The organism is Caldibacillus debilis DSM 16016 (assembly GCF_000383875.1).
Classification (GTDB): domain Bacteria; phylum Bacillota; class Bacilli; order Bacillales; family Caldibacillaceae; genus Caldibacillus; species Caldibacillus debilis.
Genome location: NZ_KB912891.1, coordinates 168376 through 183271, shown reverse-complemented (window position 1 = coordinate 183271; position 14896 = coordinate 168376). Strand labels below are relative to the sequence as shown.

Annotated in this window: 14 protein-coding genes; 9 read left to right on the top strand and 5 right to left on the bottom strand. The window is 52.5% G+C overall.

What is annotated here, in order from left to right:
• Positions 1–336: 336 nt before the first annotated feature.
• On the bottom strand, positions 337–1554 hold the full coding sequence (locus A3EQ_RS0110910; RefSeq protein WP_020155218.1) for an NAD(P)/FAD-dependent oxidoreductase: 1218 nt from the start codon (positions 1552–1554) through the stop codon (positions 337–339).
• A gap of 294 nt (positions 1555–1848) precedes the next feature.
• Here A3EQ_RS0110910 and A3EQ_RS0110905 point away from each other — a divergent pair, with 294 nt between their 5' ends.
• On the top strand, positions 1849–2847 hold the full coding sequence (locus A3EQ_RS0110905; RefSeq protein WP_020155217.1) for an NAD(P)/FAD-dependent oxidoreductase: 999 nt from the start codon (positions 1849–1851) through the stop codon (positions 2845–2847).
• A 1256-nt stretch (positions 2848–4103) separates the two neighbouring features.
• Positions 4104–4250: a hypothetical protein gene (locus A3EQ_RS22505; protein WP_020155214.1), complete on the top strand. Its 147-nt coding sequence runs from the start codon at positions 4104–4106 to the stop codon at positions 4248–4250.
• A gap of 893 nt (positions 4251–5143) precedes the next feature.
• Here the strand turns inward: A3EQ_RS22505 and erpA are convergent.
• The gene (gene erpA / locus A3EQ_RS0110865) at positions 5144–5506 is read right to left on the bottom strand and encodes an iron-sulfur cluster insertion protein ErpA (protein WP_020155209.1); all 363 of its coding nucleotides are present in this window, start codon (positions 5504–5506) and stop codon (positions 5144–5146) included.
• A 151-nt stretch (positions 5507–5657) separates the two neighbouring features.
• Entirely contained in the window at positions 5658–5927 is a 270-nt protein-coding gene (locus tag A3EQ_RS0110860; RefSeq protein WP_020155208.1) for a YuzB family protein, read from the bottom strand.
• A 179-nt stretch (positions 5928–6106) separates the two neighbouring features.
• Here A3EQ_RS0110860 and A3EQ_RS0110855 point away from each other — a divergent pair, with 179 nt between their 5' ends.
• From A3EQ_RS0110855 to A3EQ_RS0110820, 6 genes are all read left to right on the top strand, one after another.
• Complete coding sequence (locus A3EQ_RS0110855) at positions 6107–7174, top strand: NAD(P)/FAD-dependent oxidoreductase (protein WP_020155207.1); 1068 nt, start codon at positions 6107–6109, stop codon at positions 7172–7174.
• Positions 7175–7617: 443 nt separating this feature from the next.
• Positions 7618–8793, top strand: a complete 1176-nt coding sequence (locus A3EQ_RS0110845) for an ABC transporter substrate-binding protein (RefSeq protein ID WP_020155205.1) — start codon at positions 7618–7620, stop codon at positions 8791–8793.
• Between the two features lie 167 nt (positions 8794–8960).
• Positions 8961–9839 carry a branched-chain amino acid ABC transporter permease gene (locus A3EQ_RS0110835; protein ID WP_020155203.1) on the top strand — a complete coding sequence of 293 codons (879 nt, stop codon included), beginning with the start codon at positions 8961–8963 and terminating at the stop codon, positions 9837–9839.
• 3 nt (positions 9840–9842) lie between these two features.
• Positions 9843–10802, top strand: a complete 960-nt coding sequence (locus tag A3EQ_RS0110830) for a branched-chain amino acid ABC transporter permease (protein WP_020155202.1) — start codon at positions 9843–9845, stop codon at positions 10800–10802.
• Complete coding sequence (locus A3EQ_RS0110825; protein WP_020155201.1) at positions 10780–11559, top strand: ABC transporter ATP-binding protein; 780 nt, start codon at positions 10780–10782, stop codon at positions 11557–11559. Before A3EQ_RS0110830 ends, A3EQ_RS0110825 begins: the two co-directional genes overlap by 23 nt.
• Entirely contained in the window at positions 11556–12260 is a 705-nt protein-coding gene (locus A3EQ_RS0110820) for an ABC transporter ATP-binding protein (RefSeq protein ID WP_020155200.1), read from the top strand. The genes A3EQ_RS0110825 and A3EQ_RS0110820 overlap by 4 nt, the downstream gene beginning before the upstream one ends.
• A 405-nt stretch (positions 12261–12665) precedes the next feature.
• Here A3EQ_RS0110820 and A3EQ_RS0110815 read toward each other — a convergent pair whose 3' ends face one another.
• Entirely contained in the window at positions 12666–13004 is a 339-nt protein-coding gene (locus A3EQ_RS0110815) for a YuzD family protein (RefSeq protein ID WP_020155198.1), read from the bottom strand.
• A 96-nt stretch (positions 13005–13100) separates the two neighbouring features.
• Between A3EQ_RS0110815 and A3EQ_RS0110810 the strand changes: the two genes are divergently transcribed.
• Positions 13101–13337 (top strand): NifU family protein, encoded by a 237-nt coding sequence (locus A3EQ_RS0110810; RefSeq protein WP_020155197.1) that lies wholly within the window; start codon positions 13101–13103, stop codon positions 13335–13337.
• Between the two features lie 511 nt (positions 13338–13848).
• Here the strand turns inward: A3EQ_RS0110810 and A3EQ_RS0110800 are convergent.
• Positions 13849–14844, bottom strand: coding sequence for a 2-hydroxyacid dehydrogenase (locus tag A3EQ_RS0110800; RefSeq protein ID WP_020155195.1), 996 nt, complete (start codon positions 14842–14844; stop codon positions 13849–13851).
• Positions 14845–14896 lie beyond the last annotated feature (52 nt).

Sequence of the window (14896 nt, the reverse complement as noted above, 5' to 3'; positions counted from 1 at the left end):
AAGAAAAAAGGCGCCCGTCAAATCACGCGAAGGCGGTTTGCGTCCCTTCCGCCCGCATCCGGATGAAGGATCTCGGATGGCCGGTAACGGCGGAAAGGCTCCACGGGGAGCATCCGTCTCTTCCTGGGGTTGCGTCCGTCCCTTTGCCGGAGATCCGCTTTCCGCCGCCATGGGAAGCCTCCGTTTCTCCCGGGGAATGCGTCGGAAAAGGATTTCCCTTCGCTTAGGGGACGCGGAGCCGCGGACCGGGTCCCGGAAACCGGATCTCCCTTCGCCGGCTTGCGGCTTAACCCGGAAAAAAAGGCCGGCGTTCCGCCGGCCGATTTTTTTCCGGATTTATAACAGTTTGAACTTTCCTTTTTTTAGGACGAGCGGAAGTCCGCCGACCAAATAGAGGGCGCGGTTGTCCACCACTTTTTTCATGAAGGCCGCCTTAAAGCCGGTCAATTTTTTCCCGAAGACGATGGCGATGGCGTCTTTTTCGCCCAAGGAACAAACCGTCCCCTTGTTGTCAAAGACGAAATCATCCAGTTCTTGATTGCGGATTAAAGCAGCGATATTCTTCGCGGTATGTTCTCCCTGCTGCATGGCGATCTGCGCCGTCGGCGGATAGGGGCGGTTCGTTTCTTCATTGATGACGAGCGAGCAGTCGCCGATGACGAAAATATTTTCGTGTCCGGGCATCCGCAGATACATGTCCACTTTGACCCGGCCTCTCATGTTCTCGAACCCGGATTTTTCAATGACGGAATTTCCCCGGACCCCTGCTGCCCAGATCACGGTGCCAGCCTTGATGAGCTCCGTTTCGTTTTCCCCTTTGCCGACGACGACCCCTTCCGGCGTGCATTCTTTAATCGGCGTGGAGATGCGGAACTCGACGCCTTTCTTCTCCAGCAGGGAGACGGCGTAATTGACCAGTTCGGGATCGAATCCGGGCAGGATGACCGGCGCCGCTTCCACGCAGATGATCTTCACTTTCTTCGGATCGATGTCGTATTCTTCACACAGTTCGGGAACGCGGTTGACCAATTCCCCGAGGAACTCGATGCCGGTAAAGCCGGCGCCGCCGACGACGATGGTCAAAAGTTCCTCCCTTTTTTCATCCTCCGCCTTGTAGGTGGCGAATTGGTATTCAATATGCTCGCGGATTTTTCTGGCCATGTTGACATTGGTGATCGACAGGGCATGTTCCTTCAATCCTTGGATGCCGAAGGTTTCCGATTCGCCGCCCAAGGCAATGACCAAATAATCGTAATGGAGTTCGCCGCCGGACAAAATCACCTTTTGTTCGTCCGCCTTGATTTCCTCGACGGTATCTTGGATGAATTTCACCCGGTTCGTGTTGACCACGTCGCGGATGCGGTAGCGGACCCGGTCGTGATGCAGCGTGCCGGCGGATGCTTCATGCAGCCACGTCGTTTCATAGTGGTAATCGTTTTTGTTCACCAAGACGATGTCCGCTTCGTTGGGGTGCAGCAACTTCTGCAGTTTGACGGTCGCCATCAGGCCGCCGTACCCCGCGCCTAATACAACAACAGCTGGTTTCTTTACCATCTTTCACCCTTCTCCCATACTTTTGATTCAAAAATGCTTTCCATTTTCTCCCTTCGCCGAATCGGGGGAAAGTTTGTGTAATTCTTCACTAACTAATTCATAAAATGTTACTAATTTTTTCACAAAAAATTAACATCTGTTTCAAATCCATCATAGCCCTTTTTCCTAAAATTTTCAATATCCCTGCTTCAATATTTTTTCCCTTTTTCCGGAAACGCCATCGGCCTTCCTATTATTTGCTTTTGTAACAGTTGTGTTAAAATATAGGGGGTAAAAAGGAATGGAGGGATTTTTTTGAAAGAAGATAAACAAATTTATGACATAACCGTGATCGGCGGCGGTCCCACCGGTCTTTTTGCCGCTTTTTACGGCGGGCTGCGAAACGCCACCGTTAAAATCATAGAGAGCTTGCCCCAGCTGGGCGGCCAACTGGCGGCATTGTATCCGGAAAAATATATCTATGATGTGGCCGGGTTCCCGAAGATCCGGGCCCAGGATTTGGTCAACGCCCTGATCGAACAAGCGAAAATGTTCAATCCGACCGTCTGCCTGGAACAATCCGTTCAAAAGGTGGAAAAGCTGGACAACGGCATTTTCCGGCTGACGACGGACAAGGAAATCCATTATTCAAAAACCGTCATCATCACCGCCGGAAACGGCGCCTTCCAGCCGCGGCGGCTGGAACTGGAAGAAGCCAAACAATATGAGGGAAAAAATCTCCACTACTTCGTCACCGACCTCCAATATTTTTCCGGGAAAAGGGTGGCCGTCTTCGGCGGGGGCGACTCCGCGGTCGACTGGTCGCTCATGCTTGAGCCGATCGCCAAAAAAGTGACGATCATCCACCGCAGGGACAAGTTCCGTGCCCATGAAAGCAGCGTGGAAAAGCTGAAAAATTCCAAGGTGGAAATCAAAACCCCCTTTGTCCCGGCGGAGCTGATCGGAGACGGGGAAAAAATTGCGCAAATCGTGCTGAAGCATGCGAAAGAAGAGACGACGGAAGTCCTCGACGTGGACGAAGTGGTCGTCAACTACGGTTTTATCTCCTCCCTCGGTCCGATCAAAGACTGGGGCCTTGATATCGTAAAAAATTCCATCGTCGTCAATTCGAAAATGGAAACGAACATCCCCGGCATCTACGCCGCCGGTGACATCTGCATCTATGAAGGGAAAGTGAAGCTGATCGCCACCGGGTTCGGCGAAGCGCCGATCGCGGTGAACAACGCCAAAGCCTACATCGACCCGAAAGCAAGGGTGCAGCCGGTCCACAGCACTTCCCTTTTCGAACAATGAGGAACAGATCAGTTCCAATGTTTTTGGATCGTTAAGATTCCGCGCCTCCCGGCCGGGAACGCCCGCGGGCGGGGCGGGCGCTTCAATGCCCGGACCCGAATACTGGATGAAGTCCAAACTCGGTGTAAAACCGGATACTGGATCCATTCCATAATTTGTGCAAAAACCCGGAATCCGGATCAATTGCATAATTTGAGCAAAACCCGGAATCCGGATCAATTCCATTATTTGTGCAAAATATCGCCGCTAAGCGATTCCAATTACGTAAAGAAAATGTTCGCCGACCGGGAGTCGAATTTTTCACAATCACTTGGACTTGGCCGAATACTGATTCCGGAATGACAGTTCCGGAAACAAGATGCCCGAAGCCGGCACCGCCTCCAAAAAAGGGAATAAAACATGCGGCGCAAGGCGGGGAAACATGCATCTTTCCCCGGTGCCGCAATCGTAATCCGTCCGCAAAGCGTTTTTCGTCAAGTATTTGCGGACGTTTTTTATTCCAGCCAATAAAAAATGGATACATCGGTTAAGGGCGCTCTCCTCGGGGAAAAGTCCGCGTTTTTAAAACCGTCCAGTCTTTAAATGATTTGAATACAGGCGCAACTGACTTCCCATACGGGAAGTTTTCTCTTCTGCCTTCTCCAACTGTGCTTGCTATCTTTTCAAGAAATCGTTTCGGCGGGTCCTTCCTTCCCCGATTTTGCCGACCGGAAATTCGGTGCGGACCATGAACGTTTTTAAACGTTTCTTATCCGCCCCGTTTTCCGTCCCCCTTGCCCCGTCCAAACAGGGTTTTCATGACGATTGATCCAGATCCGCCGCTAATCCGGCGAACATGGCACTTGCTCCTTTTCCATCCAGCTACGACCGTTGTTCAGGGAATATGATCGATTTTCGAATTATAAGGCGCAAGGTCTTTGTCCGTTCACCTATTGTAGGGGCCTGATTTTGCCCGCAAATATTTTATTCATTCTGTTGCCATGCAGGGTTGGAGCGCTTCGGCGGATCTTCTGCGTCTACACCCGCCTGTTATATCAAAATTTTTTGAACTGGATTCGACAGCCAGGGCAGGGCCGGGGCCGCCTCTTTTGTCATACTGTTGTCAGAACTTCTTTTTTACGGGGTTCCGGAGGGATTGTCTGCAAGAGACCGCTGGTTCAAATCACCTATATTCCCGGTAAGTACGGGGTCTAAGGCCCGTTGTCAGGAGCTCCGGCATTCCCCGACCGATGGCCATGAGCCGGCATGGGAGGTTCATGGTTCAACTTGATATTATTTCCGCCATAGAAGGTTCATGGATCAACATGGATGGTCCTCTGACCGCCTTGAAAGGTTCATGGTTCAAGGTGGATGGTCCTTTGACCGGCATGCAAGATTCATTGTTTAACTTGGATGGTACTTGACCGGCATGGGAGGTTCATGGTTTATCATCGAAGAGGAATGTTCAACATTCATGGATTTCCGGGCCGGTATGTCCAACATTTTTCTTCCCTTCGTCCCCCGGCTGTTCAACAACCAAGGAAAAATGTTCATCATTTTTTGCCAAACGTTCAAAGAAAGGTACTCTTTGTCCAAAATCCCGGGTAAAATGTCCGACATTCATTCCGGGTTACGGCACGGAGTGTCCAACATCTTAACCAGAACGTTCAACATCTGAAAAAAAACGTCCAACACCGCACGGGACTGTCTAACATTTTCAAAAAAATGTCCATCATTTGAAAATTTTTGTCCAACATGGAAAAAAATTTGTCCAACATGGACGAAAAAATGTCCATCATCGCGGAAAAAACGTCCATCACCGCATGAATAATGTCCAACATCGTTCCCTAGGGAACGCATCCCGGATGAATTGAAATACGCCGCCTCTGGTTTCCTCCCAATAGGAACCGGAGGCAGATTATCCTTTAAGGTAAGTGCCGTACAGAATGGAAGATGAAATCGCCGGGCGGGACAAAACCAACAGCGATCATTGGTCACCCCGCCAATGGAAGGGCCTGATTTTTCCCAAAAATATTTTACTCTTTCACAAATGAAAGATCCGGACGCTCCCGTCCGGATCCTATCTTTTTAAGGTAAATTACTCCTCCCTTTTAAGGCTTGTTCCCATAGGACCATCCCTCCCCCGAAAGCATAGAAAGGATGGAAAAGGCCGGCGATTTCCATTTATTCTTTCCGCCTCCGGTTTCCATTGAAATGAAAAAACCTGAGTCCTTGGCATAGCGGACCCAGGCCGATTCCCGCCATCCAGGCAGCGGCTTTAAAAGGGATTTTCTTCCTTTTTCCATTATTGAAACGCTCAGCATTTTTCCGGCGTACCCGCCACTTTCGCCGTACGGAAGGAAGCCCCGCAGCCGCAGGACGCTATGGCGTTCGGGTTGTCGATCGTAAAACCGCCGCCCATGAGCGTTTGCTTATAATCGATTTTCGTCCCTTGCAAGATCGGTGCGCTCGTTTGATCGACGAGCACCTTGACCCCATGTTGTTCGATGATTATGTCATCCTCATTGACATGATCGTCCACTCCCATTCCGTAGGAGAGCCCGCTGCATCCGCCGCCTTTGACGGAAATACGCAAGTACGCGTCCTCCATGCCGTTTTCCTTCAACATATCCTTGATTTGGTAGGCGGCGGCCTCCGTTAACCGGATGACGTCAGCCATCGTTTGAACCTCCCTTCCACGTTTCTCGTTTGCCATCTTATGAGATAGTATATCCCTTTTCGCCGGGACGCTCAACGATTTAAAACGACGGTTCTTCCCTGGGCGGAGATATATATTTGCGCCGGGCAATTTTTCCGGGACGCCCGACGATTTAAAACAACGGTTCTTCCTCGAGGCGGTGATAAATGTTTTCCACCAGCTTTTCCGGATCTTCCCCCGTGACGATCTCCCCGTTCACGAGGGCGAATAAATGCCCGGCGCAGAATTCGCAATGGTTTAAACAGCTGTATTCGATCACATCCAAATTCGGATCGTTTTCCAATATCTCCAAGGCCCGCCAGGACCCGTTCGCCAAATTGCTCATGCAAAATTCAATGATCGGATTCACCGTTCTCACCTCAAAATCTTTCCGCAAAACCATGTCCTTTGTTTAAGAATGCTACCCGAACCCGGGCTCGCGGTCAATGATTTTGCTTGATTTGCAATGGGGTCATTGTTTAAGCCGCATTTTTTGTTATAATTTTTTGTGAGTGTTTACAAAACTTTTTTAAGATAATAATCATTCAAAACTGGAGATTGCTGATAAAGGGGATTATGCACATGAAAAAGCTAGTCGTGTTGGGCGGCGGTTACGGGGGCATGACTTTGCTGCAGCGCCTTCTTGCCAAAGGGCTGCCGGAAGGCCATTCCCTCCTGCTCATCGACCGGACGCCGTACCACTGGTTAAAAACGGAATTTTATGCGCTGGCTGCCGGCACGATTTCCGATCACCACATTCGGGTTCCTTTCCCCGAAAGCCCGCAATTGGAATATTTATGCGGCCACGTGGTAAAAATTGACCTGGACAACCGACTTGTCCATTTAAAAAATCAGGAACCGGTCAAATACGACGAGCTCGTGATCGCCTTGGGATGCGAGGACAGGTACCATCAGGTGCCGGGCGCGAAAGAACACACCCACAGCATCCAGACGATCGAAGCCGCAAGGGCCGCCTACCAGGCCATCCATAATCTCCCGCCGAAAGGGAAAGTGGCGATCGTCGGGGCGGGCCTGAGCGGCGTCGAACTGGCAAGCGAACTGTGCGAAAGCCGGCCGGACCTGGAGGTTTTTTTATTCGACCGGAGCAAAAGGATCCTTTCCGCTTTCCCGGAACGGCTGAGCAATTACGTGGAGTCCTGGTTTCGGGAACACCGCATCCATTTGGTCCGGGAAGCGAATATCACCAAAGTGGAAGAAGGGGTGCTGTACAACCGCGGGGAGCCGGAGGATTTTGACGTTATCGTCTGGACGGCCGGCATCCAGGCCAATAAGATCGTCCGCGACTTGGACGTGGAAAAAGACGGCGGCGGCCGCGTCCTTTTAACCACCCACCATACCATCCCAAATTACGACAACGTGTTCGTTTGCGGCGATTGCGCGAGCCTCCCCTTCGCCCCGAGCGCCCAATTGGCGGAACGGCAGGCGGAACAAATTGCCGATGTTTTGCTCAAACGCTGGGCGGGGGAACCGCTGCCGCCCGAACTGCCCCGCATCAAGCTGAAGGGAATTTTAGGATCCCTCGGAAAAAAGCACGGCTTTGGACTGGTTGCCGACCGCCCGATCACCGGCAGGGTGCCCCGGCTGTTAAAATCCGGCGTGCTGTGGCTTTATAAATTCCATAACGGGTAATTCAGCCGCCGGATGCCGGATCCGCTTCCGGCTTCTCCGGAAAATTTGCCCCGGCGCCCCCGCCGACCGCCCGCAGCGGATGGAAGGCACGGCGCCTTTCCCGCCCCCTTCCGTCCTTTCATCCGCTATTCTTTCCTTTTCCCGCAAAGCCATGAGTCCCCGCCCAGGCATCCCGTCCGTTCCCTTTCCCCTTCCCGGTCTTTTTCGTCCCCAAAATTCTTCCCCGCCCGGCCGTGAAAAAGGCTTTCCCCAAAGCAAACGGCGATTTTCCAAACCTCCGATCGAATCATGGACGGTTATGGAATATTTTTCCTCAGAAATGAAAGGGTTTTCCAAAATTTTCTTTAAAAAATTGTTATAGACAAAGAAAAAAATGTGGTATAAAATTAGTTCTGAATATTCTATTTATTGGTCTTTTTAAAATAGAAAAAGGGGGATTTATATTGTTTAATTTTAGAAAATTCTTACTAATCTTTTTGGCATCATGTCTTGTTTTTTTTACCGCCGCATGCGGCAATTCAGAGAAAGGTTCATCGTCCGGTGATACGATCAAAATCGGACTGAATCTCGAATTGTCCGGGCAAGTCGCATCCTACGGAAGCTCCGCAAAGGAAGGGGCCGAACTGGCCGTTGAAGAAATCAACGCGAAAGGCGGCATCGACGGGAAAAAACTGGAATTGGTCACCGTCGACAACAAATCCGACAACTCCGAATCGACGAGCGCGGCCATCAAATTGACCACCCAAGAAAAGGTGGTTGCGATCATCGGCCCGGCAACCAGCGGCGCGGTCATGGCGGAAAAAGACGTGGCGACGGAAAATAAGACGCCCGTCATCACCCCTTCCGGGACCAATGAACGGATAACGGTCAACGAAGACGGTTCCGTCAACGAATACATGTTCCGGACGTGCTTTATCGATCCGTTCCAAGGAAAGATCGCCGCGACCTTCGCCGCCGACGAATTGAAACTGAAGAACGCGGCCATCTATACCGACAATTCCAGCGATTATGCGAAAGGCCTGGCGGCCGCCTTTAAAGAAACCTTCCTTGAAAAAGGCGGCAAGATCGTCGCGGAAGAAGCTTACGCCGCCAAGGACACCGACTTCCGTTCCACGCTGACGCGCATCAAGGCCGCCAAGCCGGATGTCGTCTTCATTCCCGGCTACTATGAAGAAGTCGGTTTGATCATCAAGCAGGCCCGGGAGCTGGGAATCGACGTGCCCCTGATCGGAGGGGACGGCTGGGATTCCCCGACATTGGTTAAACTCGCCGGGAACGAGGCTTTGAACAACGCTTACATGCTCGCCCACTACGCTTCCGACGATCCGGATGAAAAGATCCAATCCTTCGTCGAAGCTTTCAAAAAGAAATTCAACGGGAAATCGCCCAACGGCTTCAACGCTTTAGGGTATGACTCGGTCTACTTCCTGGCCGACGCCATCAAACGGGCCGGCAGCCTAGACGGCGAAAAAATCAAGGACGCCCTCGCGGAAACCAAAGGATTGGAATTGGTTTCCGGGACGCTGACGGTCGATGAAAACCACAACCCGATCAAAGCCGTAACGATCATGAAATTCGAAAACGGCACGGCGAAATTCCATTCGAAAGTCAATCCGTAATGCACGAGGATTTTTCATAGGCAAAGCGGCACCGGTCGTATGGGGGAATTATTCCCCCGCTCCTTTTTTATGCAAGAAATTTCGCTTCTGGGCCGGAACAAACGGATATCCCTTTCCGTCATCATCTTTTTCATGCAAGGAAAATCGCTTCTGGGGGGAACCAACCGATGGAATTGATTCAGCAATTGATCAACGGCATTTCACTGGGGAGCATATACGCGTTGATCGCATTGGGTTATACGATGGTATACGGCATCATCAAATTGATCAATTTCGCCCACGGCGACGTGTTTATGGTCGGCGCCTTCACCGGGTTTTATCTGATTACGGTCTTCCATCTCCCCTTCGTCCTGGCCCTCGTTCTGACCATGCTCATCACCGCCCTGCTCGGCGTGGTGATCGAACGGGTCGCCTACAAACCGTTGCGGAATGCGACAAGAATTGCGGCTTTGATCACCGCCATCGGCGTATCGCTGCTCATCGAATATACGACCATTTATTTGCGGGGCGCCCAACCGGCGGCCTATCCCGACGATATCATTCCGAACAAAACCATTGCGATTTCCGGGCTGACCATCAGCAGCCAGTCCATCGTCATTCTCGCCGTCTCGGTGACGTTGATGATCATCCTCGAATTATTCATCCATAAAACCAAAACGGGAAAAGCCATGCGTGCCGTTTCCGTCGATGCGGATGCCGCCCGGCTGATGGGAATCAATGTGGACCGGACCATCTCCGTCACCTTCGCCATCGGTTCCGCCCTGGCGGGGGCGGCGGGTGTCGCCTTCGGGATCTACTACATCAAGATCGAACCGTTAATGGGCATCATCCCGGGATTGAAGGCGTTCATCGCGGCGGTTTTGGGCGGAATCGGCATCATCCCCGGCGCCATGGTCGGAGGAATGCTTTTGGGCATCGTCGAAGCCCTCGTCAGCGCGGCGGGTTTTTCCCTCTGGCGCGACGCGGCGGCCTTTCTCATCTTGATTTTGATCCTGCTGTTCAAACCTTCCGGGCTGTTCGGCAAAAACATCAGGGAGAAGGTGTGATTCATGAAAATCAACAAAAAATTTTGGATCCCGTTTTCCTTGGCCATCGTTTTTTACGCGGTGGTGCAATTTCTCCTTTCCTCCGGAACGTTGAATCCGTATTACGAAAACACCTTGTTTCTCATTTGCATCAACCTCATCTTTGCCGTCAGCCTCCATCTGATCATCGGCATCACGGGGCAATTTTCCATCGGCCATGCGGGATTCATCGCCGTCGGCGCCTACGTTTCGGCCGTTTTGACCATGAAAATGCATCTCCCCTTCCTGCTTGCGATCGCTGCCGGCGGGATTGCTGCGGCGATTGCGGGAATATTGATCGGCGTTCCCAGCTTCCGTTTAAAAGGGGATTATTTGGCGATCGCCACGTTGGGATTCGGTGAGATCATCCGCATCATCCTGTTAAACATCGACTATGTCGGCGGCGCCGCCGGAATGAACGTCTCCCGTTTAACCAATTGGACGATCCTGTTTTTTTCCGTCCTCATCACGATCATCGTCATCAACAACTTCACGAAGTCAACCCACGGCCGGGCATGCATCGCCCTGAGGGAAGATGAAATCGCCGCGGATGCGATGGGAATCAACACCACGTATTACAAAGTCATCGCCTTCGTCATCGGTTCCTTTTTCGCCGGCGTGGGCGGCGCCTTGTACGCCCATAATTTCTACATCATCCAGCCGCAGGTTTTCGGCTTTTTAAAATCCTTCGACATCTTGATCTTCGTGGTTTTGGGCGGCCTGGGAAGCCTTTCGGGAACCGTCATCTCCACGGTCCTGCTGACGATCGTCTCCATCTATTTGCAGGACTACCCGGAAACGCGGATGATCCTGTACAGCATCGTCCTCATACTGACGATGATCTTCCGCCCGCAGGGCTTAATGGGGACAAAAGAATGGACGGATCTGTTTAAAAAATACGGAAAAATGGGGGGCAACCAGAATGGCAAACAAACCGTTGCTTGAAATGAAACAGGTCGGCGTCCAGTTCGGCGGATTGAAGGCCGTCTCGAACATCAATCTTGAAATTTATGAAAACGAACTGGTGGGGCTCATCGGGCCGAACGGGGCGGGAAAAACGACCATCTTCAATCTGCTGACCGGCGTGTATCCCCCGACGGAGGGAGAGATCAGACTGCAGGGGGAATCCATCGTCAAGCTTCCCCCGTATAAAATCACCCAAAAGGGGATCAGCCGCACCTTTCAAAATATCCGCCTGTTTAAAGAATTGACGGTCTTGGACAACGTCAAAGCGGCCTATCATTCCTTGGCCAAACATTCCATCCTGAGCTCCGTCTTCCGGCTGCCTTCCCATTTCTCCGGGGAAAAGGAAATCGAAGAGAAGGCCGTCTCTTTCTTAAAAATTTTTAACCTGGATTCGAAAAAGGACGAATTGGCAAAAAATCTCCCCTACGGCCAGCAGCGGCGGCTGGAGATCGCCAGGGCCCTGGCCGCCAACCCGAAGCTCCTCCTGCTGGACGAACCGGCGGCGGGCATGAACCCGAAGGAAACCCAGGAATTGATGGAGTTGATCCGTTTCATTCAAAGGGAATTTCATCTGTCCATTTTATTAATTGAACATGACATGCCTCTTGTGATGGGCATATGCCAAAGGATCATCGTTTTGGATCACGGACAAAAGATCGCGGAAGGTTCCCCCGAAGAGGTCCGAAACGACAAGAGAGTCATTGAGGCGTATCTCGGAGAGGAGGTCGTGTCATGATCCGGGTAAAAAATTTAAACGTGTATTACGGCCAAATTCACGTGCTGAAGGATCTGTCCCTGGAAGTGAACGAAGGGGAAATCGTCACCTTGATCGGCGCCAACGGCGCGGGAAAAACGACCTTGTTAAAAACCATTTCCGGCTTGATTAAACCGAAATCCGGCTCGATCACCTACAAAGGCCGGGAAATCCACGGTAAACCGGCGCCGATGATCGTAAAGGCGGGAATCTCCCAAGTTCCCGAAGGACGCCGGGTGTTCCCCAACTTGACGGTGGAAGAAAATCTGGAATTGGGGGCATATCTCAGAAAAGATAAGGCGGCGGTGGCCCAGGATTTCAAAAAGGTTTACGACCTTTTTCCCCGGCTGGCCGAACGAAAAAAACAATTGGCCGGGACCCTGTCCGGCGGGGAACAGCAAATGCTGGCCATCGGCAGGGCCCTGATGTCGAGGCCGTCCTTGCTTCTCTTGGACGAACCGTCCATGGGGCTGGCCCCGCTGCTGGTCAAGACCATCTTCCAAGTCATCCGGGAAATCAGCGAAAGCGGCACGACGATCCTGCTGGTGGAACAAAACGCGAATTTGGCATTGGGGATCGCCGACCGGGCGTACGTATTGGAAACGGGAAAAATCGTCCATTCGGGGAAGGCGAGCGACATCTATAACAGCGAACAAATTAAAGCCGCGTATTTGGGGAGTTGAAGGGGCCTGCGGCCGGAAACGGCCCATCTTCCTTCCGGGGACGAACGGCGGCCGGGCAAATCGACGGGGGTTTCCGCTGGCGAACAAAAGAACGACGGGCAAGGAAATGTCAAACGTCCTTTTTCAAGGATTCTTAACCGGCGGACCCTTAGGCGAACCGTCCCCGTCCCCGTTGGAAACGTCCCGTTTTTCCGAAGGGACATGCGCATTTCTTTGGCGGGAGGTTCGCGGACGAAACGCTCCCGCAAATTTTTTCCGTCCTTTCCTTTCCCGGGAAAGGGCCCCTTATCGGTGGATGCAGAAGAACGGCCATTCCATGGATTTGCTTTGCGGGGAGAGGGCTTTTCGTCCCGGCCGCAGACGGAATCTCCTTTTCCGTCGGGACCGCCCGAAAAAAAAAGGCGGCTATTTGCCGCTTTCCGTTCCCGGTTTGTATCCGTATTTTTCCAATTCGGCGAATATCTCCTTCAGGCGGGGATTCCCTTCGCCCACGACTCGGTCTTCAATGACGACGACCGGATAAAACATGTCCTCTTCGATCACTTTCCGTGCGAACGCCCGCTTTTTCCCTTCGTCCGGGGGATTGAACAGATCCACGTATTCGATGGCAAACGGCTGGCCCGGAAACTTTCGGGCAATGGCCGCCTGCAGCCATTCAAAGGTGTCCCTGGACGACGGCAGATTGACACAGGACGGGCATATTTGTTCGGCGCCGTAAACGACGATCTCCACTTTCTTTTTCATGGTCCATCCCCTTTATGGAAGCCGGCGGTCGGCATTTTCCAATAGATTTTTTTGTTGAACTTTATTATACTATGAATTAGGAAAGGAGTCGATGATATGGCAGATCGGGAGATCAAGGAACAGGTTCAGGAAGTGCTGGATAAACTGCGTCCTTTTCTGCTTCGTGACGGCGGTGACTGCGAACTCGTCGACGTGGAAGATGGTGTGGTCAAACTGCGTCTGCTCGGCGCCTGCGGCACATGCCCCAGCTCGACCATCACCTTAAAAGCCGGAATCGAAAGGGCGCTGTTTGAAGAAGTGCCCGGAGTCGTTGAAGTGGAACAAGTCTTTTAAAAAATCCATGTCAAAATAAAGGAAAAGCTTATTGGTTCATCATCCAATAAGCTGTTTTTTATTTTTCGGACAGTCCGCACCGCCTTGCGGAATTTTCACCGGCAACATGCGGGAAATGGCTCCGGGATTTTAATCGGTAAACCCCGCGGACACGCGGTAAAATCCGCGGACGGCCGGCGCTTTTTCGGATCCGCAGGGAAAGGCGGGCGGGGCTTCCTTTGTCAACCGGCCTTCCGTTGGAACCTGCGCGGGCCGCGGTGCCGGCCGGGCGGACGGTCACCGGCCGCGAAGCTGAAAACCCGATTTTCAAATCCGCCTCGGCCGGAGTTCAAAAGATGCGCGGCCCCTCCTCAACCGAAAGAAAGGAATTGGCGTCCTGTCCCCACGTTTTAACAATGCTCCGTTCATCATTTTCCCACGCCTTGTCCGCAAGGAACTTTGGCATGGTTCGTACCCCGGCAAACCATAGCTTCCGATCTTCGAAAAGCCGACTTCCCCCGGTCCGTTTCCGTCAGAGGTGCGATCTTTGCAAGACCGAAGGATTGACCACATTCACCGGCGGCCTTCCGGACAGGACCGCTTCCAAATTCTCCGCGCATCTTTCCATCATCGCCCATCTCGTTTCCGTCGAGGCGCTGCCGATATGGGGCAAAGGCACCACCTGTTTCATTTTCAAAAGGGGATGGTCCGGACGGACCGGTTCCTCGGCGAAAACATCCAGCCCGGCGCCGGCAATTTCCCCCTTTTCCAGCGCCTCGATCAAATCCTCTTCCACGGCGACCGCGCCCCTCGCCACATTGATGAAAAAGGCCGAAGGTTTCATCTTTTTAAACGCTTCCCGGTCGAACATTCCCCTCGTCTCATCGGTCAGGGGCGTCAAGCAGACCACGTAATCCGATTCCCGAAGCAAATCGTCAAAGGATCTGTAGACCGCGCCCAGCCGTTTTTCCGCCTCCGGTTTCCGATGCCGGTTATGATACAGCACCTTCATGGAAAAACCCCGGGCCCGCTCGGCCACCGCTTCGCCGATTTTCCCCATGCCGACAATGCCCAAGGTTTTATGATGGATATCCGTGCCCGCCATAAAGAAAGGGCTCCAGCTCTTCCAGCGGCCGTTTTTCACGCATTCCAACGCTTCCCCCAACCGCCGTCCGGCCATCAGGATCAGGGCCATCGTCAAGTCCGCCGTCGTGTCGGTCAATATATCCGGGGTATTGCATACGGCAACGCCGAGTTCCGTCGCCTTGCCAACGTCGATATTGTCATAACCCACGCCGAGATTGGCGACCACCTTCAAACGCTTTGCCGCGGATAAAAGCTCTTCATCGATCCGGTCGGATAACATGGCGAATAACCCGTCCGCCTTCGCCGCTTCCCTGAGCAAAACATCCCGCGGAACGGGCCGTTCTTCGCTCGGCCAAACTCCCACTTCGGCAAAACGCCGCAGTTTTTCGATGATCTCCGCCGGCAGCTGCCGGGTCACATAAATGTACGGTTTGGCAGTCATGGCAATCTCCTTTCCCCTGCAAAGTCCGTTCCCTGATACGAAATCCGTCCGT

What these genes read in the sequence shown, in the direction of transcription:
- A3EQ_RS0110860 (WP_020155208.1), bottom strand. Translation starts at nt 5,927, where the DNA reads ATGGTTTTGCGGAAAGATTTTGAGGTGAGAACGGTGAATCCGATCATT.
- A3EQ_RS0110820 (WP_020155200.1), top strand. Translation starts at nt 11,556, where the DNA reads ATGATCCGGGTAAAAAATTTAAACGTGTATTACGGCCAAATTCACGTG.
- erpA (WP_020155209.1), bottom strand. Translation starts at nt 5,506, where the DNA reads ATGGCTGACGTCATCCGGTTAACGGAGGCCGCCGCCTACCAAATCAAG.
- A3EQ_RS0110910 (WP_020155218.1), bottom strand. Translation starts at nt 1,554, where the DNA reads ATGGTAAAGAAACCAGCTGTTGTTGTATTAGGCGCGGGGTACGGCGGC.
- A3EQ_RS0110815 (WP_020155198.1), bottom strand. Translation starts at nt 13,004, where the DNA reads ATGAAAAAGAAAGTGGAGATCGTCGTTTACGGCGCCGAACAAATATGC.
- A3EQ_RS0110830 (WP_020155202.1), top strand. Translation starts at nt 9,843, where the DNA reads ATGAAAATCAACAAAAAATTTTGGATCCCGTTTTCCTTGGCCATCGTT.
- A3EQ_RS0110835 (WP_020155203.1), top strand. Translation starts at nt 8,961, where the DNA reads ATGGAATTGATTCAGCAATTGATCAACGGCATTTCACTGGGGAGCATA.
- A3EQ_RS0110855 (WP_020155207.1), top strand. Translation starts at nt 6,107, where the DNA reads ATGAAAAAGCTAGTCGTGTTGGGCGGCGGTTACGGGGGCATGACTTTG.
- A3EQ_RS0110800 (WP_020155195.1), bottom strand. Translation starts at nt 14,844, where the DNA reads ATGACTGCCAAACCGTACATTTATGTGACCCGGCAGCTGCCGGCGGAG.
- A3EQ_RS22505 (WP_020155214.1), top strand. Translation starts at nt 4,104, where the DNA reads ATGGTTCAACTTGATATTATTTCCGCCATAGAAGGTTCATGGATCAAC.
- A3EQ_RS0110825 (WP_020155201.1), top strand. Translation starts at nt 10,780, where the DNA reads ATGGCAAACAAACCGTTGCTTGAAATGAAACAGGTCGGCGTCCAGTTC.
- A3EQ_RS0110810 (WP_020155197.1), top strand. Translation starts at nt 13,101, where the DNA reads ATGGCAGATCGGGAGATCAAGGAACAGGTTCAGGAAGTGCTGGATAAA.